Source organism: Paenibacillus sp. RC73, assembly GCF_044908085.1.
Lineage (GTDB): Bacteria > Bacillota > Bacilli > Paenibacillales > Paenibacillaceae > Paenibacillus > Paenibacillus terrae_A.
This window is the reverse complement of the sequence record NZ_JBIYCV010000002.1, coordinates 443,770-463,455: the sequence shown is the minus strand read 5'-3', so window position 1 is coordinate 463,455 and position 19,686 is coordinate 443,770. Positions and strand designations below refer to the sequence as shown.

General features: G+C 48.6%; 22 protein-coding genes. 6 read left to right on the top strand and 16 right to left on the bottom strand.

Annotated elements, in window-relative coordinates; translation table 11 throughout:
• Positions 1–138 precede the first annotated feature (138 nt).
• Positions 139–591 (top strand): aminotransferase class I/II-fold pyridoxal phosphate-dependent enzyme, encoded by a 453-nt coding sequence (locus ABH897_RS05720; RefSeq protein ID WP_404518981.1) that lies wholly within the window; start codon positions 139–141, stop codon positions 589–591.
• 97 nt (positions 592–688) lie between these two features.
• Here the strand turns inward: ABH897_RS05720 and ABH897_RS05715 are convergent, their stop codons facing one another.
• Positions 689–2,347: a glycosyl hydrolase family 28-related protein gene (locus ABH897_RS05715; RefSeq protein WP_283652287.1), complete on the bottom strand. Its 1,659-nt coding sequence runs from the start codon at positions 2,345–2,347 to the stop codon at positions 689–691.
• Between the two features lie 203 nt (positions 2,348–2,550).
• On the opposite strand from ABH897_RS05715, the gene ABH897_RS05710 reads away from it, so the two are divergent.
• Entirely contained in the window at positions 2,551–3,816 is a 1,266-nt protein-coding gene (locus ABH897_RS05710) for an O-antigen ligase family protein (RefSeq protein ID WP_283652288.1), read from the top strand.
• 36 nt (positions 3,817–3,852) lie between these two features.
• On the opposite strand, the gene ABH897_RS05705 is transcribed toward ABH897_RS05710, so the two are convergent.
• The 7 genes from ABH897_RS05705 to ABH897_RS05675 form a co-directional block, all read right to left on the bottom strand.
• Positions 3,853–4,677, bottom strand: a complete 825-nt coding sequence (locus ABH897_RS05705; protein ID WP_283652289.1) for a purine-nucleoside phosphorylase — start codon at positions 4,675–4,677, stop codon at positions 3,853–3,855.
• 110 nt (positions 4,678–4,787) lie between these two features.
• Positions 4,788–5,732, bottom strand: a complete 945-nt coding sequence (gene xerD / locus ABH897_RS05700) for a site-specific tyrosine recombinase XerD (RefSeq protein WP_283652290.1) — start codon at positions 5,730–5,732, stop codon at positions 4,788–4,790.
• Between the two features lie 67 nt (positions 5,733–5,799).
• Positions 5,800–6,042, bottom strand: a complete 243-nt coding sequence (locus tag ABH897_RS05695) for a YqzK family protein (protein WP_044647628.1) — start codon at positions 6,040–6,042, stop codon at positions 5,800–5,802.
• Positions 6,043–6,210: 168 nt separating this feature from the next.
• Positions 6,211–6,708, bottom strand: a complete 498-nt coding sequence (fur, locus tag ABH897_RS05690; protein ID WP_137063517.1) for a ferric iron uptake transcriptional regulator — start codon at positions 6,706–6,708, stop codon at positions 6,211–6,213.
• 102 nt (positions 6,709–6,810) lie between these two features.
• The gene (spoIIM, locus tag ABH897_RS05685; protein WP_283657137.1) at positions 6,811–7,464 is read right to left on the bottom strand and encodes a stage II sporulation protein M; all 654 of its coding nucleotides are present in this window, start codon (positions 7,462–7,464) and stop codon (positions 6,811–6,813) included.
• A gap of 205 nt (positions 7,465–7,669) precedes the next feature.
• Entirely contained in the window at positions 7,670–8,866 is a 1,197-nt protein-coding gene (locus ABH897_RS05680; RefSeq protein WP_404518911.1) for an endonuclease Q family protein, read from the bottom strand.
• Positions 8,867–8,871: 5 nt separating this feature from the next.
• Positions 8,872–9,483: an NUDIX domain-containing protein gene (locus ABH897_RS05675; RefSeq protein WP_283657138.1), complete on the bottom strand. Its 612-nt coding sequence runs from the start codon at positions 9,481–9,483 to the stop codon at positions 8,872–8,874.
• Between the two features lie 122 nt (positions 9,484–9,605).
• Between ABH897_RS05675 and mciZ the strand changes: the two genes are divergently transcribed.
• Positions 9,606–9,749, top strand: a complete 144-nt coding sequence (gene mciZ / locus ABH897_RS05670) for a Z-ring formation inhibitor MciZ (protein ID WP_014282169.1) — start codon at positions 9,606–9,608, stop codon at positions 9,747–9,749.
• 57 nt (positions 9,750–9,806) lie between these two features.
• Here mciZ and ABH897_RS05665 read toward each other — a convergent pair whose 3' ends face one another.
• Complete coding sequence (locus ABH897_RS05665; protein WP_283652291.1) at positions 9,807–10,940, bottom strand: tripeptidase T; 1,134 nt, start codon at positions 10,938–10,940, stop codon at positions 9,807–9,809.
• An 85-nt stretch (positions 10,941–11,025) separates the two neighbouring features.
• Between ABH897_RS05665 and prli42 the strand changes: the two genes are divergently transcribed.
• Positions 11,026–11,130: a stressosome-associated protein Prli42 gene (prli42, locus tag ABH897_RS05660; protein WP_014282171.1), complete on the top strand. Its 105-nt coding sequence runs from the start codon at positions 11,026–11,028 to the stop codon at positions 11,128–11,130.
• A gap of 122 nt (positions 11,131–11,252) precedes the next feature.
• On the opposite strand, the gene lipB is transcribed toward prli42, so the two are convergent.
• The 6 genes from lipB to ABH897_RS05630 form a co-directional block, all read right to left on the bottom strand.
• On the bottom strand, positions 11,253–11,951 hold the full coding sequence (gene lipB / locus ABH897_RS05655) for a lipoyl(octanoyl) transferase LipB (protein ID WP_404518909.1): 699 nt from the start codon (positions 11,949–11,951) through the stop codon (positions 11,253–11,255).
• 45 nt (positions 11,952–11,996) lie between these two features.
• The gene (locus ABH897_RS05650) at positions 11,997–13,394 is read right to left on the bottom strand and encodes a dihydrolipoamide acetyltransferase family protein (RefSeq protein WP_404518908.1); all 1,398 of its coding nucleotides are present in this window, start codon (positions 13,392–13,394) and stop codon (positions 11,997–11,999) included.
• A gap of 88 nt (positions 13,395–13,482) precedes the next feature.
• On the bottom strand, positions 13,483–14,469 hold the full coding sequence (locus ABH897_RS05645; protein ID WP_404518907.1) for an alpha-ketoacid dehydrogenase subunit beta: 987 nt from the start codon (positions 14,467–14,469) through the stop codon (positions 13,483–13,485).
• Between the two features lie 2 nt (positions 14,470–14,471).
• Positions 14,472–15,500: a thiamine pyrophosphate-dependent dehydrogenase E1 component subunit alpha gene (locus ABH897_RS05640; RefSeq protein WP_283652294.1), complete on the bottom strand. Its 1,029-nt coding sequence runs from the start codon at positions 15,498–15,500 to the stop codon at positions 14,472–14,474.
• Between the two features lie 140 nt (positions 15,501–15,640).
• Positions 15,641–17,062, bottom strand: coding sequence for a dihydrolipoyl dehydrogenase (lpdA, locus tag ABH897_RS05635; protein WP_404518906.1), 1,422 nt, complete (start codon positions 17,060–17,062; stop codon positions 15,641–15,643).
• 112 nt (positions 17,063–17,174) lie between these two features.
• The gene (locus ABH897_RS05630; RefSeq protein ID WP_283652296.1) at positions 17,175–17,387 is read right to left on the bottom strand and encodes a hypothetical protein; all 213 of its coding nucleotides are present in this window, start codon (positions 17,385–17,387) and stop codon (positions 17,175–17,177) included.
• Positions 17,388–17,618: 231 nt separating this feature from the next.
• Between ABH897_RS05630 and ABH897_RS05625 the strand changes: the two genes are divergently transcribed.
• The gene (locus tag ABH897_RS05625; RefSeq protein WP_283652297.1) at positions 17,619–18,215 is read left to right on the top strand and encodes a thymidine kinase; all 597 of its coding nucleotides are present in this window, start codon (positions 17,619–17,621) and stop codon (positions 18,213–18,215) included.
• A gap of 170 nt (positions 18,216–18,385) precedes the next feature.
• Positions 18,386–19,162, top strand: a complete 777-nt coding sequence (locus ABH897_RS05620; protein WP_404518905.1) for a sporulation protein — start codon at positions 18,386–18,388, stop codon at positions 19,160–19,162.
• 98 nt (positions 19,163–19,260) lie between these two features.
• On the opposite strand, the gene ABH897_RS05615 is transcribed toward ABH897_RS05620, so the two are convergent.
• Positions 19,261–19,665 (bottom strand): hypothetical protein, encoded by a 405-nt coding sequence (locus ABH897_RS05615; protein ID WP_404518904.1) that lies wholly within the window; start codon positions 19,663–19,665, stop codon positions 19,261–19,263.
• Positions 19,666–19,686: the final 21 nt, after the last annotated feature.

Sequence of the window (19,686 nt, the reverse complement as noted above, 5' to 3'; positions counted from 1 at the left end):
TACTTAATCTTGAAAAACCCTCTGGTCCAGATTTACCAAAGGGTTGAAATAATATACTGGTTATGACTCAATATAAGCAGCAGAAGTAACGATATTGATTTTCTTCGTTGTTGCACTCCAAAACAAAACTAAACCGTCATTGGTTTCGAAAGAACTCAAGATGAGATTGATTGGGCAGCTTTAGAGCATAATTTTCAAAGCAATATGATTAAATTTTTTTATACTATCCCACGTTTCCATAATCCGTTAGGAACTCCGTACACGGCAAAAGATAAGCAACGACTGGCAGAACTCGCCAAAGCCTATGACGTTTACATCGTTGAAGACAATTATCTAGCAGATCTGGAAACAAACAGTAAAGCTGATCCAATACACGCGTATCATGGGGCCAGTCATGTCATTTATCTCAGAAGTTTCTCCAAAGTGCTGTTGCCTGGATTAAGGATTTCTGCTGCCGTTGTCCCCAATTCACTAATTCCATTAATGCAATGGCACAAACATACAGCGGGTTTAAGCACCTCAGTGCTATCCCAAGGTCTGCTTGAGAATTATATGAGTCGGGTATGTACGATCATTATGCAAAGCAGATGAAATCCTTGTACCATGAGCGCATTAAACATCTAAAGGAAGTTTCACAGCAATTACTACCCAAAAATGAAAGAACGTCTATCGTCTACTTGAAAGCGACTTACATTCGGCTGATCGTGAGATACGTAAGTCCTCCACCCGGTAAAATATCCGTTTTATTTTGGCTGAACACCCGTATATCAATGAAAGAATCGGCCTCCAGCTTCAGTTCAATCGTTCCACTCAAAGCACTGTAGTTCGGCCCGCCAATCACCCGATCATCAAGATAAGCATACGCCGAGCTGCCGGCAACCTGTTCATCATTCACATGGAGCGCCAGCCGTGTACGATTGCCATCCACTTGAGGATCTGTCGAAATATAGGCTTGTATTCTGTACTTCCCGGCTTGTTTGGCCCGCCAACGGCTGCCCGTTGCCTCAAACTCGGTCAGTTCATCATAGCTGATCTGGTTGAAGTTTACCTTCTGCCAACTGCCTGCGAGGATATTTTGTCTTGCTCCCAGATAGGCTTTGACAAAGGTTTTATCCAAATGCTCGATTCCGTTGTTCGAATATTTCTCTACTAGCAGCAAAGCCTGCCCTGTCCCGTTGTTTTTATAATAACGGTTATCCACGTAATTGAAATCCAAATGCGAACGAAGCGTCGCCTGCTGAGTGGATGAGCTGCCGGAGAAGGAAACCAGATTCCTCAAATTGCGTGGATATCCACCCACCTCATCCACTAAAATTTTTTTACCAATGACCACATCTACAAAATAGTCACATACTGACCAGTAGTTGTCGTCGTTTTTGTCCCTGAATTTGTCCGCGATAGCTAAAATGGAGTCGCGAAGAGCGACATTCTTCGTCTCCTTCGTGGCACCAATTTGAATAAAAGACGGAACCGTCACTCTATGTTCTAAGCTTAGCCCCTCAAACCAGCAGCCTATAAATTCGGCATTCATAAAATCATCAATTCGAATGGGTATATCACTTGAGCTTCCGTCCTTAATGTGCTGGCTGGCCAAAAATCTGGCGCCATTGGAGCTATTCAGATCGAGCGCCGTATCATTCCCCAGTGTAAAAAGCGCAAGGCTGGTAAACTGTGAACTTCTGTTCTGCAAGTGAATACCCGTTTTATTGTAATTAATCTCCGTACAATTAAATAAATCCACATCGCTTTCGTAGCCCCAAAAAGCCGTCTCAAAATGCTCAATCAACACATTATCCAGCGTAACTCCGCCGCCCTTCCAATCTTGAATGCCTAAAGTACCTTTTCCATAATATCCGCGCTTTACTTCCTGAGAAAAAGGATTATTTAATGCTGCTCGATCCGTCCCTTCGTACCGGATGGCCAGGTCATGAAACTGCACATTTTGAAAGCCGCTAAACGATGGAAGACTCTCGTCTCCAATTTGAAAACAAGGACCCGTACCATAGTATTCAATCGACGTAACCCCCTTACCCTGTCGGTATCTGCCCTTATGAATGCCAAAAATGCGTACGCCCTGTTTGCGAATCTGAAGGGTGGAGGTTATTTTGTATCGTCCACTTGGGATATGAAGTATGGAATAGTCGGGAGTCTTATTGATCAGTTCCTGCAAAGCTGCCGTATCGTCCTGGACACCGTCACCTACTGCTCCAAACCAGCTAGCATTTACACTACGTTGGATGAATTCCTTTTCAATGCTTTTAAAGTTTTCATTTAATTGCTGCGGCGTTAGCTCTGTGCCCGTACCACTCAAATTCAACTTCAAACGATCTGTGAAACGATCCGTCACCCGAACACCCCCATTTATAAAAACTTTGAAAATATATCTTTCAGACAGAGCTGAAGGATTTTGCATTTTCTTAGCATGGACTGAGTATATGCACGGGACAGCTTGCTCTACACTTGAGAAAATGAAAATAAAAAATTTTATTATTGCACAAAAAGATACATTTTGTATAAAATAGATACATATCGTATCCGGGTGGTGAATGTGTGAAGACTGTCCTTACAGTGGTCGGTTTACTGGCTTTTTCCATTCCTTATGCCTGTCAGGGCTTGTCTCCCAGAGTGATCGCAATTTCCCTGCTTATCCTGTTGTTTAGCTATCTGATGCTGTTGCCCTCGCTAAAGCCACTGATCGCAACCTTGGCTGATAATCCGTTGCTGACCTTGCTCATGATGTACATAGCTGCCTCCTGTTTATGGGCTGAACAGGAACAGACCTCATCCATGCTGATGGTGCTTAAATTCGTTACTTTTTCCACCTTCGGACTTTATCTGGTTACCCATTATACGACGCAAGGCTGCATCCGCCTGTTGGTCATTACGTTAAGTATTTTGAGCGTACTCAATCTACTGGCGGTAGTGCTCGTTCCCTCCTTTGCCATTCATGGGGGCGTCGAACATACAGGGCTGTGGAAAGGCATTTCCGGTCATAAAAACACACTGGGAACGCTCTCTCTGCTATGTTTTGTTTCACATGTCATTTATTTTTTCAGGGGAACACGCAAAGCTTTGCATGTTGGCTTTATTTTGCTGAATGCCTTACTGCTCATCAAATGCCAATCTACCACCTCGTTGCTGCTAACTTCTTCCCTGTTCACGTTCATCCTGTTTATATTGCTATTCAAAAGAATCCGAAGCGTTGCGCTGCGTGGTTTCTTCATTAGCAGCTCCTGCCTGCTTGTGCTTTTGGGTCTCGTGTTCGCCTTTATTTACGGGGATGCGATTGCATTGGAATTCGGCAAGACAACAACCTTGACTGGAAGAACAGAGATCTGGCAGGGGATTGCAGGCGCCATTGACAGTCACTACTGGTTTGGTCATGGTTACGGTTCCTTCTGGGCAAACCGGCCCAGCATCTATGCCAATGGAATCCGATTTGATCTGACAAGCAGTCACAGCGGGTTTCGGGATCTGTGGATCGATATCGGCCTCACAGGACTGTTGGCAACCATTACACTCGCCATAACCACTTTATTTAAATTCAGAATCGGTAAAACCGATATGTATACATGGCTGACGGCAGCTGTCTTTTTCCTATTCATTGTATTAAACAATATTACGGATAGCCGCTTTCTGAATTCTCTGGCCATCTACTGGATCATATTCGTTGTTATTGTGATTAAGGTACAGGAACGGCATAGACTGACAGTAGCAGAAAAGGCGAATACGAAAGCCATACAGCACGCCTCCATCACATTAGGAACTACCAACCGAACAGCACGCAAAAAAGAACCCCGTTTTCCTACGCCTTAAATGGCGTTTGGAACGGGGTTCTTGGGATGTGACAACCTACATTTGTGGAATAATCGCCAATACGAGATTCAAAAATTTCTCACGTACCTTCTCTGCTGTCTCCATTACTTCATCGTGGGACAGAGGCTGATCCAAAATGCCTGCCGCCATGTTCGTGATACAGGAGAAGCCCAGCACCTCAATGCCTGCATGACGGGCTACAATGACCTCGGACACCGTGGACATACCCACTGCATCTGCACCCAGTGTGCGCAGCATAACGATTTCAGCAGGCGTTTCATAGTTTGGACCCAGCAATCCGGCATATACGCCTTCCTGCAAGCTGAAGCCCTGCTGAGCAGCGGTTTGCTTGGCAATCTCGCGCAAGCGACGGCTGTATGCCTCTGACATGTCAGGGAAGCGAACACCCAGAGCCGCATCGTTCGGTCCAATCAGCGGATTTTGTCCGGTCAGATTGAGATGATCCGAGATAACCATCAGATCGCCCGGCTCGTAAGACGTATTGACACCGCCTGCCGCATTCGTCACCAGCAGACTTTGAATACCCAATTGCTTCATGACCCGAACCGGGAAAGCCGTAAGCTGCGGGCCATAGCCCTCATACATATGGAAGCGGCCCTTCATCATAACTACAGCGCGACCTTCAATGGTACCTAGCAGCAATTCTCCTTCATGACCTTCTACCGTCGATACGGGAAAATGGGGGATATCCTGGTAAGGAATACTAATTCCATCCTGAATCAAATCGGCCAGAATGCCGAGACCCGAGCCCAAAATAAGGCCGATTTCCGGACGGATTCCGCTCTTGGCACGGATATAATCTGCTGCTTCCTGGATCGTAGCTTGGTTGGCTGTTGACATCAATATCTCTCCTGTCTTGTACAATCGTTAGTTATAGTTGCTGTTATCGTTATTACTGTGATCGTTACTATAATGATGACTACAATCATCACCATTAGTAAATCGTCTCGTCATATACGATCCTTCCTGTCGCTGGACGGACGATTGCCGCCGTGCGGGTGATGCTTTTCGTATACTTCCTTCATACTTCGCTTGGCTGTCTGCGCATAAACCTGCGTCGTGGACAGATCGGCATGGCCCAGCATCTCCTGTACGGAGCGCAAATCCGCTCCGCCCTCCAGCATATGTACCGCAAAAGAATGCCGCAGGGTATGCGGTGTAATATCCCCGCTTATGCCTGCTTCCTGACCATACTTCTTGATCATTTTCCAGAAACCCTGTCTGCTGAGACGCTGACCGGACACATTGAGGAACAAGGCTTCCTGTTCTATCTGAGCCTCCTCACCCTGCCCGGACCGCAGCAACAACGCACGCTGCTCGTCCATATACGCTTGTGCCCACTGCGATGCCTCACGGCTGATCGGCACGACACGCTCCTTCCCCACCTCACCGCCACAGTGAACGAAACGCAGATCGGTGCGTACATCACGCACGTTCAGGGCGATCAGCTCGGATACACGGATGCCTGTCGCATACAGCAGTTCCAGCATCGCCTTGTCCCGTCCCCCTTGCGGGGTGGAAACATTCGGCGCTGCCAGCAGACGCTCTATCTCATCCTGCGTGAGCACAGAAGGCTTCTTTTTGTTGGCCTTCGGCAGCTCCAGCAAGACAGACGGATCATGCCCCGTAATCCCCTCCCGAATGAGAAAATGGAAAAAGGAGCGGATAGAGGCTACGCTGCGCGAAATCGTCGCTGCGGCTTTTCCCTGTTCCTTCAAACGTCCCAAATACAGCACCAGATGGGAGCGTTGAATATTGTCCGGCTGCTCAATGCCGCAGCTTTCAGCGAACTCGACAAACTGCTGCACGTCCCGCTGATACGCTTCCAATGTGCTGGGCGACAAGCCCTTTTCGTCTTCCATATATCGAACAAAAGGTTGAATATACATTTTCATGAGTTCCAGAAGTCTCCTTGTCCTGCATACAACGGTTCAGTCGGATCAGTCTCAGCGTCTACATGGACTATTCTCCATACCAGTAAAAGAAACGTAAACGCTCCGACACTGCCGTCTTATGCTCGGATACGTCGGATAATTCCTGCCCGCCGAATACCTTGACTGCATGTCCTTCCGGTATCCGGTAATGATCCACAGGTGTAATCCAATCCCTGAATAACCCAAGGCTATAGTAGAACATACATGCCAAAGCCCCGAACAGTATGACCAAACGCAGCCATTTCAGTCCTCTCCGCAACGATAGTACCATGTGAATCAGCCGCCTTTTTTCCAGATTATAGGGCCTATTAAGGCTCTCTATGGAAGGGTATGACAAGCTGTTACTTTTTATACCGCTTAATGTCGTATAGCAGATCCTGAACCCAAAAAAGCTCCCCCGAACGCGTCTTCGCCGGTGAGAGCTTGGGTTGTCAGCTTATTAATCCTGAGATTTGTTTTTCTTGGTTTTACCCAAAAATTTCTGGGCGGTCGTATCGTTCTTCGCCTTGCAACGATAACAAATACCGTGAAAGTCCAAACGGTGGTCCACTACGGTAAAGTTATATTCCCGTTCCAGACGCTCTTCCAGCGGTCCAAGCCAGTCCTCCAGTATTTCATCCACACTGCCGCACTGCACACATATCAAATGGTGGTGGTGATGCTTGGTCGTATCGCCGCGCAGGTCATAACGCGCAACGCCATCACCAAAATTGATTTTCTCCACGACGTGCAGTTCACTTAGCAGTTCTAGGGTACGGTATACGGTTGCCAGACCAATTTCGGGAGCTTTCTCTTTAACGAGCATAAATACATCTTCCGCACTCAGATGATCATCTTCGTTCTCAAGTAAAACTCTGACGGTGGCTTCCCGCTGAGGCGTTAGTTTGTAGCCCTGGGATTGCAGCTGCTGCTTAATTTTTTCGATCCGTGCTTCCATGTGTCTCCCTCCCCCTGCAAAAGCTACTGCCCACTGCACTTTTTTTCACTCCTATTATTATAGGGGGTCTATACAAATAAAGTCAAACATTTTGAAACGGAGTCAAGGAGACACGGAAGCAGTCAGCATAGGAGTAACCCACTGCATCATAACCGGGGTAATCCAAGTTTCAAAGGACGCGCTTCCAACGAGGAGCAACATCATTGCCGCGGTCAGCCCTGCGTAGGACAGCAACGGACGCAGCATTCCGTCAGATGGCCGTGTAGCGAGTATTTTAGTTTTGATCATATGAATGGAAAAGGTCATCGCAGCCACACTGCACACGAGCAGTACCGGAATGACGATTAAATTGTGGGGAGCCACGGAGACGAGGGAAAATAACAGCCCCTTCCACGAATATTGTCCTACCATATACCCTACCGAAAATCCGATCAACACACCCTTGAGGAAATTCAGTACGAGAATGCCAGGAAGACCGATGACCGAAAGACCACATACCCAGATTAAACCGACCCATTTTAGATGTAGAGACACACTATCCCAAAAGGTTGAGGTCGCTTGCGAACCAGCAAAGCCCTGCTCATTTTGATTAACCGTCACAAAAAAATCCTTCAGATAACGCGACAAATCCTGAAGCTGCTCCAGCGAGAGAGCGTTCACCATCAGTGCACCAAAGACGACTCCCACCAGAAACAGCACGGCCAAAAAAACATAATACGGCGTTTGGTCCTTTAACGTATGACGAAACCATTGCATCGGCGTCCTGCCCCTTTCATCTGCTTGTTTGTCCAAAAAACAACCGTAATCCGACAGCTGATGGCTAGGGTTCGGGACAGCTTGCGCTGCAAAAGAAGATTCACGAGTGATGTGCCAAGCCAACGGCATAGATATTTAATGGTTATGAACAAGCAGACGCCGATATGACTTTAATAGGACATGACTTTATGGGGACAAGACTTTACTAGGACTTGGCTATTTTGCCGTAGGTTCCGCCACCACCGGATACGAGGGAAAGTCGTCCTTCCCGGGAAAGGACAATTTGCTCTGCCAACACTTCTCCGACAACCGCCGCCAATTGTTCCTGTGTGACCTCATGTAAAATATTCATTTCTGTTCCGAACGCATTCAGCAGATGGTTCAGCTTGGCTTTGCCCAGACCGGGGATAAACTCCAGAGGAATCTGGTAAATGTACGGTGGACGATGCGATGGAATCACGGGCTGCTCACGGTCAGCAATACTCCATATCCGATCCAGTACGCCCCGCACCAGCTTGGTATGACCACAGGCAGGGCAGCGTTCGTCCGCCATCTCTTGCTCATCCATAATCGTACCGCAGCTTTGACAGTAGGAACGATGGTACTTGCCCAGCTTCGGATTTAATCCGTAATTGGCAGACACCCGTCGTCCTTCCCGGCGCTCCAAAGCCATTCTGAATTCATCAAAGCTCGGCTTTGCCATGGATAATTTGTTGTACTCCCGTCCAATTTTGCCGAGCGAATGGGCATCCGAATTGGTCAGGAAGCTGAAACGGTCCAGCTCCGATATCAATCCGGCCATAGACGAATCCGCACTTAACCCCAGCTCCACCCCGCTAATGAGCTGCATATCCAGCAGTTCCTCCATACGGGCCGCAGAGCTGCCGTATATGCCCTTATGAGGGGTGAATACATGCGCTGGCACCATTATGCCTCCACGGCCGTAAATTTGCTGCTGTAGCTCGCGTGGCGGAGCATAGATACGCTGCGAGCTAAGATTGACATTTTTCATGTGCCGAGCCATCCATTGCGTAAAATCCTCCATCGCCTCCAAATTGGGAAAATAGGCCAGGATGTGTGCCTCGGGACGGCCTTCCGCCCGAATCTCCAACTCCGTTCCCAGCAGCACAACCGTATCCCGGTACGCGATACCGCCACCCCTGATTTCCGCCATTTCACCTGTTTGCAAATAAGCGTGGATATTCTCCTGCACGTTCGGGGCATGGCAGTCAATGATACCGATCAGTCCGATCCCCTTGCGACCAGATGCTTCCTTGGCAATGTTGGCAAAAGTCAGGTCCCGACTGCCGCTAATTTTGACCGGATCTCCCTTTTCCGTTCTGCCGATATGAATATGGAGATCAGCATAGTAGTCTGTAAGTTCCACCGTATTTCCATTCATACCGCTTAGAAGCTCCCTGTGTGTTGGTGAAGCTGCCACGCATAGACGGCCAGAATCGTTTTGGCGTCACTAATCCGACCTTCGCGAATGAGTGCCTGTGCTTCCTCCAGCGTCACCTCAAACAGCTCCAGAAACTCATCCTCATCCGGTTCCATTTCTCCCAGTTCCAGTTCTTCAGCCACATACAGATGAATGATTTCATCCGCAAATCCGGGGGAAGTATAAAAGGAATGTAGCAGCTTCAGCGACTTGGCAGTATAGCCTGTCTCTTCTCTCAGCTCGCGTCCCGCCGCTTCCATTGGATCTTCGCCCTTTTCCAGCTTGCCTGCCGGGATTTCCACCTCACAGCGGCCCATCGCCTGTCTGTACTGATCCACGACCAGCATTTTCCCCTCATGCAGCGCCAACACGGCCACCGCCCCCGGATGCTTCACGATTTCACGCTTACCCGTGGAGCCGTCGGGAAGCTCTACCGTATCCACCTGTAACGTAATCACTTTTCCTTCAAAAATGGGCTGCGTGGATACCGTTTTTTCCTCCAGCGCAGGATTGGAATAAGGCTTGCGGTCTGGGTTGTTCACCTGTTCGTTCACTGGATCTTTCTTATGATTGTTCATCAGCATGTTGCCTCCTTCGTCATCTATCTCTTCATTAGCTATCGCCAGCTTTAGTCTAACTTGTCCACTTCGGACATATGGTGGTATTATAACAAATTTCTCTGTTCAAAGGAGATTCGCCAATGAAAAGCTACCGTACCGAAACCACTCTCCATATTGTCGGCAAAGCCTGGCAGATCCAAGCCCTACTGCGGCAATGGCAAAAAGAACACGGCTCCGCTGCCACGATCGCCTCGCTCATGGTTCCAAAAAAGGTTCAGGTCTAAAGACAAGGGAACGCTATCCCTGTCTTTAGCCTGAACCTTATGTGTATCGCGCCAGTCTTACTTCGTCGCCTCTTGGATAAGAGCTAGGACCACTTCGGCAACCTTCACCAGATCATCTGCCTTGATTTTTTCCTGTGTTGTATGAATGTTCTGGTAGCCAACAGCCAAATTCACCGTTGGAATTCCCAGTCCATTGAATACATTGGCATCCGAGCCACCACCGGAATGGAAGGTCGGCGTTGCCAGTCCCAGCCCTTGTATAGCACGCTGCGCAACCTGCACAATTTCATCATGCTCTGTGAAGCTGAATGCCGGATAAATGACTTCGCTGCGGAATTCTCCTTGTGCACCAAATTCACGCGCGGTAGTTTCCAGTGCTTCACGCATATGCTGGATTTGATGATGAACCTTCTCCTGCACAATACTACGTGCCTCTGCCCGGATCAGCACAAAATCGCATACAACATTCGTTGCTCCGCCGCCCTCGAAGCTGCCGATGTTAGCAGTCGTTTCCTTATCAATCCGTCCCAGCTTCATGTTGGAAATGGCCTTGGAAGCTACTTGAATGGCACTGATGCCATCTTCGGGATTTACACCCGCATGAGCAGATTTTCCAGTAATTTTCATTTCAATACGAGCCTGCGTTGGCGCAGCCACACAAATGGAGCCTACTTCACCATTGGAATCCAATGCATACCCAAAGTCCGCATCCAGCAATTCTGGTTTCATTGCCCGTGCGCCGAACAGACCGGACTCCTCACCTGCCGTAATCACAAACTGAATTTGTCCATGGGGAATTTTCTGCTCACGCACGACACGAATCGCCTCGAACAAAGCGGCAATCCCTGCCTTATCGTCTGCCCCCAAAATGGTTGAACCGTCACTGCGAATCCAGCCATCCTCACCCAGCTGCGGCTTAATGCCTTTGCCTGGTGTAACGGTATCCATGTGGCAGGTAAAAAACAATTTAGGTGCTTGCTCCGCGCCTTCCGCTTTCCAGGTTACGATCAGATTACCCGAACCATGTCCGGTTCTTTCGCGGGAATCATCTTCTGTTACCTCCAGCCCAAGTGCATTGAATTTTTCTTTCAGAACACGCGATATTTCCTGCTCGTGCTTGGTTTCGCTATCCACCTGTACGAGTTCCATAAATTCTTGTACGATTCGGTCTTTCACTACTTTTGCTGTCATTGAACTTCCCTCTCTTTCCCGTTTACGCTACAATACGGATAGATAGTCTTATATCTGACTTAAACCTATCCTAAAGGAGTTACACATGCCAAACAAAAAATGGGTTCGTTTTTTCGTCTACATTATGCTCGCCGCGATGATTGGCTCTACGCTGTTCATGGTGATTGAGCCGTTGATTATGCCACTATAATGGATTGCGCCGCTCAAGATATTCTCCCATCCCAGTGCTCCATGGAGACTCTAGGCGGACAAGCTGTGGCGCAAGAAAACAGGCGGGCTTCCGTGTACATCACAGAATAGCCCGCCTTTGCTTTATAGGAGGGAATGACTTTGCCATTCCACCGCAAATGAAAATTGCTCCTCAAAGTAAGGTACAATCTCCTTCGCAATCTGCTCCACTGAAAAAGTCTGCTGTGTGCAGTCCTCCAATGAAGTTACTCCATATTCCTGAATTCCGCATGGAACGATACCCTGAAAGCCCTCATGCTGTATCCCTGATTTGATATTGAAGGCAAAACCATGACTGGTCACAAAGCCCCGACGGTGCTTACATTTGTTGAATTTGACTCCTATGGCCGCGATTTTAAGATTCCCGACCCATACCCCTGTGTATTCAGGCTTGCGACTTCCTTCAATACCATGGGAAGCCAGCAACCGAATGATCACCTCTTCCAGACTCCTGAGGTATCCGTGCAGGTCAAGCGCCTTCTGGTTGCCCAGCATAAGCAGGGGATATCCGACCAGCTGCCCCGGCCCATGATATGTAATGTCTCCCCCACGGTCAATCTGAAAGACGCTGATTCCCTGAGCTTTCAACTGCTCCGGCGTGAGAAGCAGATGCTCAGGATGCCGCTGAGAGCCAATCGTGTAGGTCGGCGGGTGCTGGAGAAGCATAAGCGTTTCCCTCGCCTCCCCCGCATCCAGCTTCCCTACAATATCCTTCTGGACATCCCATGCATGGGCGTACTCCATCCTATTCGTATAGGTTACATCCAGCGGTCGTCTGTTCACGGCCTGTCACTTCCTCTCCGTCCATTTACCCAACTGTTCGGATGATTAGTACAGCTTCGTATCCAAGGTGTAGCCTTCCAGGTTTTCTTTGATCCGTTGCAGGAATCGTCCGCAGATCACACCATCCAAAATGCGATGATCCAGCGACAGACACAGGTTAGCCATTGAGCGAACCGCGATCATATCATCAATCACCACTGGTCTTTTAACGATGGATTCAAAGGTCAGAATCGCAGCCTGCGGATAGTTAATCACCGGATATGACAGTATTGAACCAAAGGAGCCAGTGTTGTTCACAGTGAACGTCCCACCCTGCATATCGTCCAGCTTGAGCGTACCTTCACGTGTTTTACGTGCCAAATCGTCAATTTCACGCGCCAGTCCGGCAATATTTTTCTGATCCGCTTTTTTAATAACAGGTGTAAGAACTGCGTCCTCTGTACCCACGGCCAGCGAAATGTTGATATCTCTTTTGACGATAATTTTGTCTACAGCCCATACCGAATTCATGATCGGATATTCCTTGATGGCATTCACGACTGCTTTCATGAGGAAGGCCAGGTACGTAATGTTAATGCCTTCTTTTTGCTTGAACTCATTTTTGATCTTGTTGCGGAGCATCACCAGATTGGTTACATCCACCTCAATCATCGTCCAGGCATGTGGAATTTCAGAGACACTTTGCCGCATATTGCGGGCAATCGCACTGCGAATCGGTGTAACGTCGATAAAATACTCCGATCTGTTATTGTTGCCACCCTCAACTTCGATCACGGGAGCTTTCGGAGCTTCCGTCAAATGAATGCCGCTGTTGCGCACCGGAATTGCAGGGTCCATATTTTGAATCGGTGTACTTTGCTGAACAGCAGACTGCTGTCTTCCGGCAAAAGGAGAGCCTTGCGCTGGTGTCGTTGCAGTTGGCTGTTCGGATACCCCTGCCTGAGCGGAACCACCCTGTTGTACATAATTCAGCACATCTTTGCGAGTAATTCGTCCACCCATGCCTGTGCCTGTCACCTGATTCAGGTCTATGCTGTGCTGAGCAGCCAGCGTTTGCACCGCTGGAGAAAAACGTCCCCGCATGGATTGATCTGAGGCAGCACCCTGTTGGGATTGTACTTGTTCTTGTGCGTTGCCTTGAGGTGGTGGCGCAACGGGAGTCGCTCCAGTTGATACAGCAGGTGCAGCCGACTTCGTCTGAATACGGCAAATCAATTCTCCAACGGCTACCGTCTGACCCTCCTCTGCCAACAGATCACCCATAATTCCGTCCAATGTCGATGGAATTTCCGCGTTCACTTTATCTGTAATGACCTCGCAAATCGGTTCGAATTGCTCCACCGTTTCGCCAGGTTGTTTCAGCCATTTTGCAATTGTCGCCGATACAAGCGATTCTGCCAATTGGGGCATGGTCACGTCGGTCCATTGTTTTTGGTCTGACATTTTTTCAACTCCTTAACATCATAGGAGAGCGCGTTTTACCGCAACCCCCGCTACACTTTTGGAATGCTTTCGTCCAATCCGCTCTATATTAATACATTGCAAGACGGCGCATCGCTTCCTTAACCTTATCTTTGTTCAACATATAAAACTTCTCCATCGGCGGGCTGATCGGCATTGCAGGCACGTCTGGAGCGCACAAGCGCTCAATCGGCGCATCCAGCTCGAACAGACATTCCTCATTAATAATAGCGGATACCTCGGCACCGATGCCGCCCGTTTTGTTGTCTTCATGCACGATGAGTACCTTGCCTGTATGCTTTGCAGCTTCAATAATGGCCTGACGGTCTAAGGGCTGGAGTGTGCGCAAATCCACAACATGTGCGGTAATACCCTCTTCCTTCTCCAGCTCCTCAGCAGCCTGCATAACAAAATGTAGCGGTTGGCTGTACCCGATGACCGTAATATCGTCACCTTCACGCAGCAAATTGGCTTTACCAATCGGAACGATGTAATCATCATCAGGTACTTCACCCTTGATGAGCTTGTAGGATTTTTTGTTTTCAAAAAACAACACCGGATCAGGGTCACGAATGGCTGCCTTCAGCAATCCTTTGGCGTCATAAGGTGTAAAAGGCGCTACAATTTTCAGACCCGGTGTGCCAAAAAAGATAGATTCCGGACACTGTGAGTGATATAAGCCGCCAAAGATCCCCCCACCGATGGGCGCACGGATTACAATAGGGCAGCTCCAATCGTTGTTAGAGCGATAGCGAATTTTAGCTGCTTCACTAATAATCTGATTGGTTGCCGGAAGCATGAAGTCCGAGTATTGCATTTCGGCAATTGGCTTCATTCCGTACATGGCCGCACCAATCGCAACTCCGGCAATAGCCGACTCTGCCAATGGCGTATCCAAGACACGCTGCTCACCGAATTGATCCATAAGACCCTTGGTGGTCGTAAAGACACCACCCTTAACACCAACATCCTCACCTAACACAAAAACCGTTTCATCCTTCTCCATTTCTTCCTTCATGGCAAGACGAATCGCATCAATATATTCTATAACCGCCATAATTACCGGCCCTCCCCATCGCTGTCAGCATAAACATGCAGTAGCGTATCTTCGGGCTTCGGAAAAGGCGCATTATCCGCATATTCAATCGCTTCCTTGACCTCGAGCAGCAGCTCAGCAGACAAATCCGCGTCCTTGGCCTCATCCCAAATGCCGCATTCCAGCAAATAATTTTTCATACGGGCAACGCCGTCCTTGGCCCAGTTCTCATCCACTTCCTCTTTGGTCCGGTAAGCCAGATCATTATCCGAGGTAGAGTGAGGAGACAGGCGGTACATCATCGCTTCAATAAGCGTTGGCCCCTCGCCACGAATAGCACGTTCACGCGCTTCCTTGACGGCTGCATACACTGCCAGCGCATCGTTACCATCGACCCGAATCCCAGGGAATCCGTATCCCAAAGCACGGTCGCTCACCTTGCCTGCCATTTGCTTATGAACCGGAACTGATATCGCATATTGATTGTTTTCACACATAATGATAACTGGCAGCTTCTGCACACCTGCAAAGTTACAGCCTTCGTGAAAATCCCCCTGGTTGCTGGAGCCTTCACCAAATGTAACGAACGATACAAAATCCTTCTTCTGCATCTTGGCAGCCAGCGCTACACCCACTGCGTGTGGAACCTGCGTCGTCACCGGACTGGAGCCTGTCACAATACGCAGCCGTTTACTGCCGAAATGACCGGGCATCTGCCGGCCACCGCTGTTGGGATCATCCGCCTTGGCAAATTGCGACAGCATCAGTTCGCGTGGCGTCATACCAACCGCAAGTACGAATCCGTAATCCCGGTAATAGGGAAGAAAATAGTCCTTCTCCCGGTCCAGTGCAAAAGCCGCACCTACTTGTGCCGCCTCCTGCCCAATGCCGGAAACGTGAAAATTAATTTTCCCTGCCCGTTGCAGGAGCATGTTGCGCTCGTCAAATCTTCTTGCGAGCAGCATATATCTGTACATGTCAATAACTTGTCCGTGAGTCAGTCCCAGCTGTTCATGTCTGAAGCCAGCGTCTACAGCGCCTTTTGAACTCATTGAGGCACCTCCTTAAGTGTCAAACATCCTACTACCAGCACCTAGTACCATCTTGTCTTAAAACCTGGTACTAAACTCTGGCTAACTCCATTATAATCCTTTTCTCCCCAAAAAGAAAAGCACCGATTTATTTGAATTATTTAAATCCCTATCGCCTGTCCATCAACCGCCAGCATCGCTTCTCCCAAAATCTCCGACAATGTTGGATGCGGATGAGCCAGCTGTCCGACTTCCCACGGCGTAGCATCCAACAGCTGCGCAAGAGCCGCCTCGCTGATGAGATCCGTTACATGCGTACCGATCATATGTACACCGAGAATATCATTTGTTTTCTCATCGGCAATCACTTTGACGAAGCCGTCCCGACTACCGTACACCAGCGATTTTGCGATAGCTTGAAAAGGGAACTTCCCTGTCTTCACCTGATGTCCACGCTCACGGGCTTCTTGCTCCGTCAAGCCGACACTCGCTGCCTCAGGACGTGTATAAATACAACGCGGAATCAGATGATTCGGTACGCTGTGAACCACTTCGCCCGCCAGATGATGGACCGCCAGCAGCCCTTCATGGCTCGCTGCATGCGCCAGTTGTAAGCCTCCGATGCAATCCCCGATCGCATAAATATGCGGCTCATTCGTCTGCAAATGCTCATTAACCGATATAAGGCCACCCTCTACTCGGATATCCGTATTTTCCAGCCCTATATTTTCCACATTCGCCTGACGACCTACCGAAATAAGCAGCTTGGAAGCGCTGATTGTTTCGGTTTCGTCCCCCTTTTGCACGTCAACCTGTACGCCTTCTTCATCCTTACCGTACGTTCCAGCCAGCACTTGCGAGCCCGTCAGAACCTTGACTCCACGCTTGGTTAACAGACGCTGCATTTCACGCGAAATGTCCTCGTCCTCGGTTGGAATAAGCCGATTCGCCGCCTCAACCACCGTAACCTCCACGCCAAAATCGTTCAGCATGGAAGCCCATTCCACGCCAATAACGCCACCACCTACGATAATCAGGGAAGCGGGCAGTTCTTCCATCGTCAACGCTTCGTCACTGCTCAAAATAAATTCGCCATCCGGCTCCAATCCGGGCAGTACACGCGGTCGTGATCCCGTTGCAATAATAAGATGGGCAGGAACAATCGTCTCCATCTCGCCATCTTCCAGCTCCACGGCAACTGCACCGCTTTTTGGTGAAAAAATCGACGGCCCAATTACGCGTCCTTTGCCGCTCAGCACCGTGATTTTATTTTTACGCATCAAAAATTGCACGCCCTGATGTAACTGCTCCACAACGGCTTCCTTGCGCTCTTGTACCTTAGGGAAAACAAGTTGCGCTCCCGAGGTCTCGATGCCGTATTGCGCACTTTCCTTAATCGTCGCATATACTTCCGCACTGCGCAGCAAAGCCTTGCTCGGGATACATCCACGATGCAGACAGGTTCCACCTAGCTTGTCCTTTTCAATAATAACGACTTCCTTGCCGAGCTGGGCTGCACGAATTGCTGCCACATATCCCCCGGTTCCTCCGCCCAAAATTGCAACATCACAATGTATAGTCATGCTTCTCCTCCATTAACATTGATTATATATAGCTTATTGTACTCTCTTTATTTCTCTGTACAAAATATAGTGTTATGCATAGACTACAGGCTGTCTAACAACCTGCAGCATATCATTCATATAAGGCATCCCGTAATTTGGTAGACATCCTTGACGTTTGGGCTGATTTGGCCCGTAGTGCTTTGCGAAACGATTCATTTTGCTTGCGCAGAAGATCAAGCTCCGTCTCCAGCTCCGTGATCAACTCTTGTGCCTGTGGGCTTACCAGCCCTTGCTCCAGTAATGCTTCTTTTTTGGCACTATAATCCGTATCTTTTTGGTCCATACCTGTCCCCTCTTCCCCTTTATTCCACTATACTTCACCTTATCATGCTCACGGCAACAGAGCAATGACGTCCACATTTACATTCAAAGAATAGATATACAATAACATGTCGAAAAACAATATATTTTCTCTAGTCTGTTTGCTGCACATTATGGTAATCTATAATGGCCTTTTCTTTCGGGAATGATGATTCACAGCGTTATGCGCATGTTACAGAGAGGGGAATTCGCGTTGCATACAGGACGAATTACGATCATTACAGGCCCCATGTTTAGCGAAAAATCCGGCGAACTGATTCGCCGCTGTCAAAAATTAATTCAATACGGACACCGCAAGGTGGTCGCTTACAAACCAGCTGAAGATAATCGCTACGCCAAGGACGAAATTGTAAGCCGCATCGGATATCGGCTGCCTGCCATCTCCATTCCGAAAAAACTCACAGATGAGCTCGTTCAGCGGATTTTGGAAGAAACGAAGGATGCCGATGTGGTCGCCTTTGATGAAGTACAGTTTTTCAGTCGTCACATCATGACGTTGGTGGAGGAGTTAGCCTACTGTGGCAAGCATGTGATTGCAGATGGACTCAATTTGGACTACCGGGGTAAGGAATTCGGATATGTCGGCGGTTTACTCGCCATGGCAGATGACATCGAAAAGCTAGCTTCCTTTTGCGCCGTATGTGGAAGTTCAGAAGCTGTATATACCCAGCGTATGGTGAACGGAAAGCCTTCCACTGTAGGACCCATCGTAATGATCGGCGACTCAGAGGCGTATGAGCCACGTTGCCGTAATTGCTTTATACCACCCCATAAAGTGAACTGCGATTAGCACGGAAAATTTGCCGTCAGGCTGCGATAAAAGCACGACAACCAGCGGATTTTTTCTTGTGTTTTTTTGGAACGATTCGAGCAATTGCCCCGTATATCCGGTTAAGCTGTACAAGTTTTCTTAGTTTTCGTATGAATACTATGACCATGATATTATCGGGGGGCTTACTTATGAGTTTTTTCAACAAGATCTTGGCAAGTGCAGGAATTGGTTCAGCTAAAGTCGATACATTGGTGGACCAGGCCGTGTATGTCCCTGGCGAGGAGCTTAGTGGCATCATGCGCATCAAAGGTGGTAAAATTGATCAGGAAATCGGCAAAATCGATATCGAACTTAAAACCGAATATATCGAAGAGCACGATGACAAGAAGACTACTTCCACCTGCTGCATCGCTCGGGTCAAGGTATCCGACGGCTTTCATTTAAAGCAAGGTCAGGAGCTTGAAATTCCTTTTTCTTTTCGGTTGCCATTGGAAACACCTGTCACTCATGCCAAACAACCTGTATGGCTGGATACAGCATTAGACATCGGTATGGCCTTGGACCCGACCGACCGTGACTCGCTCAAAATCGAGCCGCATCCCTATATGAATACGGTGTTTGAGGCCGTTCACCTGTTGGGCTTCCGATTCCGTTCTTCCACCTGTGAACGTCATCCCAAGCTGGGACGCGGTGTTCCATTTGTACAGGAATTTGAATTTACGCCCGGATCGGAATATGCACGCGATATCGAGGAGCTGGAGCTAATTATGCAGTTGGAGCCTGAAGGCGTCCATGTGCTTGTGGAAGTGGATCGCAGAGGTAGAGGATTGTCCGGTTGGCTGGAAACTGCCTTTGATATGGACGAGCGTCATGCCTGGTTGAGCTTAAGCAAGCAAGAGCTGTCTTATGGACCAGATCATATCGCAGAGGCGCTGGAGGAACTGCTCGACAGACAGATTCGATAAATATGTTGATATAACAAAAAATCCCCGCCGTTTAAGTCACGGTTGGGGATTTTTATGCTCTTCAAAATACTCTGCCATTTCCGTATCATCTGCACCGGCTAAAGTGGCAGCATGTCCTGTCGTTCCGCCTTGTGCTTGCAATCCTTGCATACCCCGTACAGAGAACCATTGTCATCTGCGTAAAAGGTTAATTTGTCTTCTTTTTTACAAAAGGAGCATTTTTGCTTGCCCGTGCCCTGGATAGAGTCAGACAGTCCAAACCCAGATTGGACTTGAATACCAGCTGCATTTGTATTCGCGCGGGAATCCGAAGATATCTTAGATTTGGACACGTTTCCGGTCCGGGATTGTCGGGCAGACTTACGAGGACGAAATTCAACGACATTACTGTTCCGCTGTCCATTCACTTGTTTTTTGCTGCTGCGACCACGCCATGCCATAACAATCCAACCCAACGCCACCAACAACACGCCGACGATCACCCAAGTTAGACTATTCCACATGCCTTCATCCCCGCCTTTGCT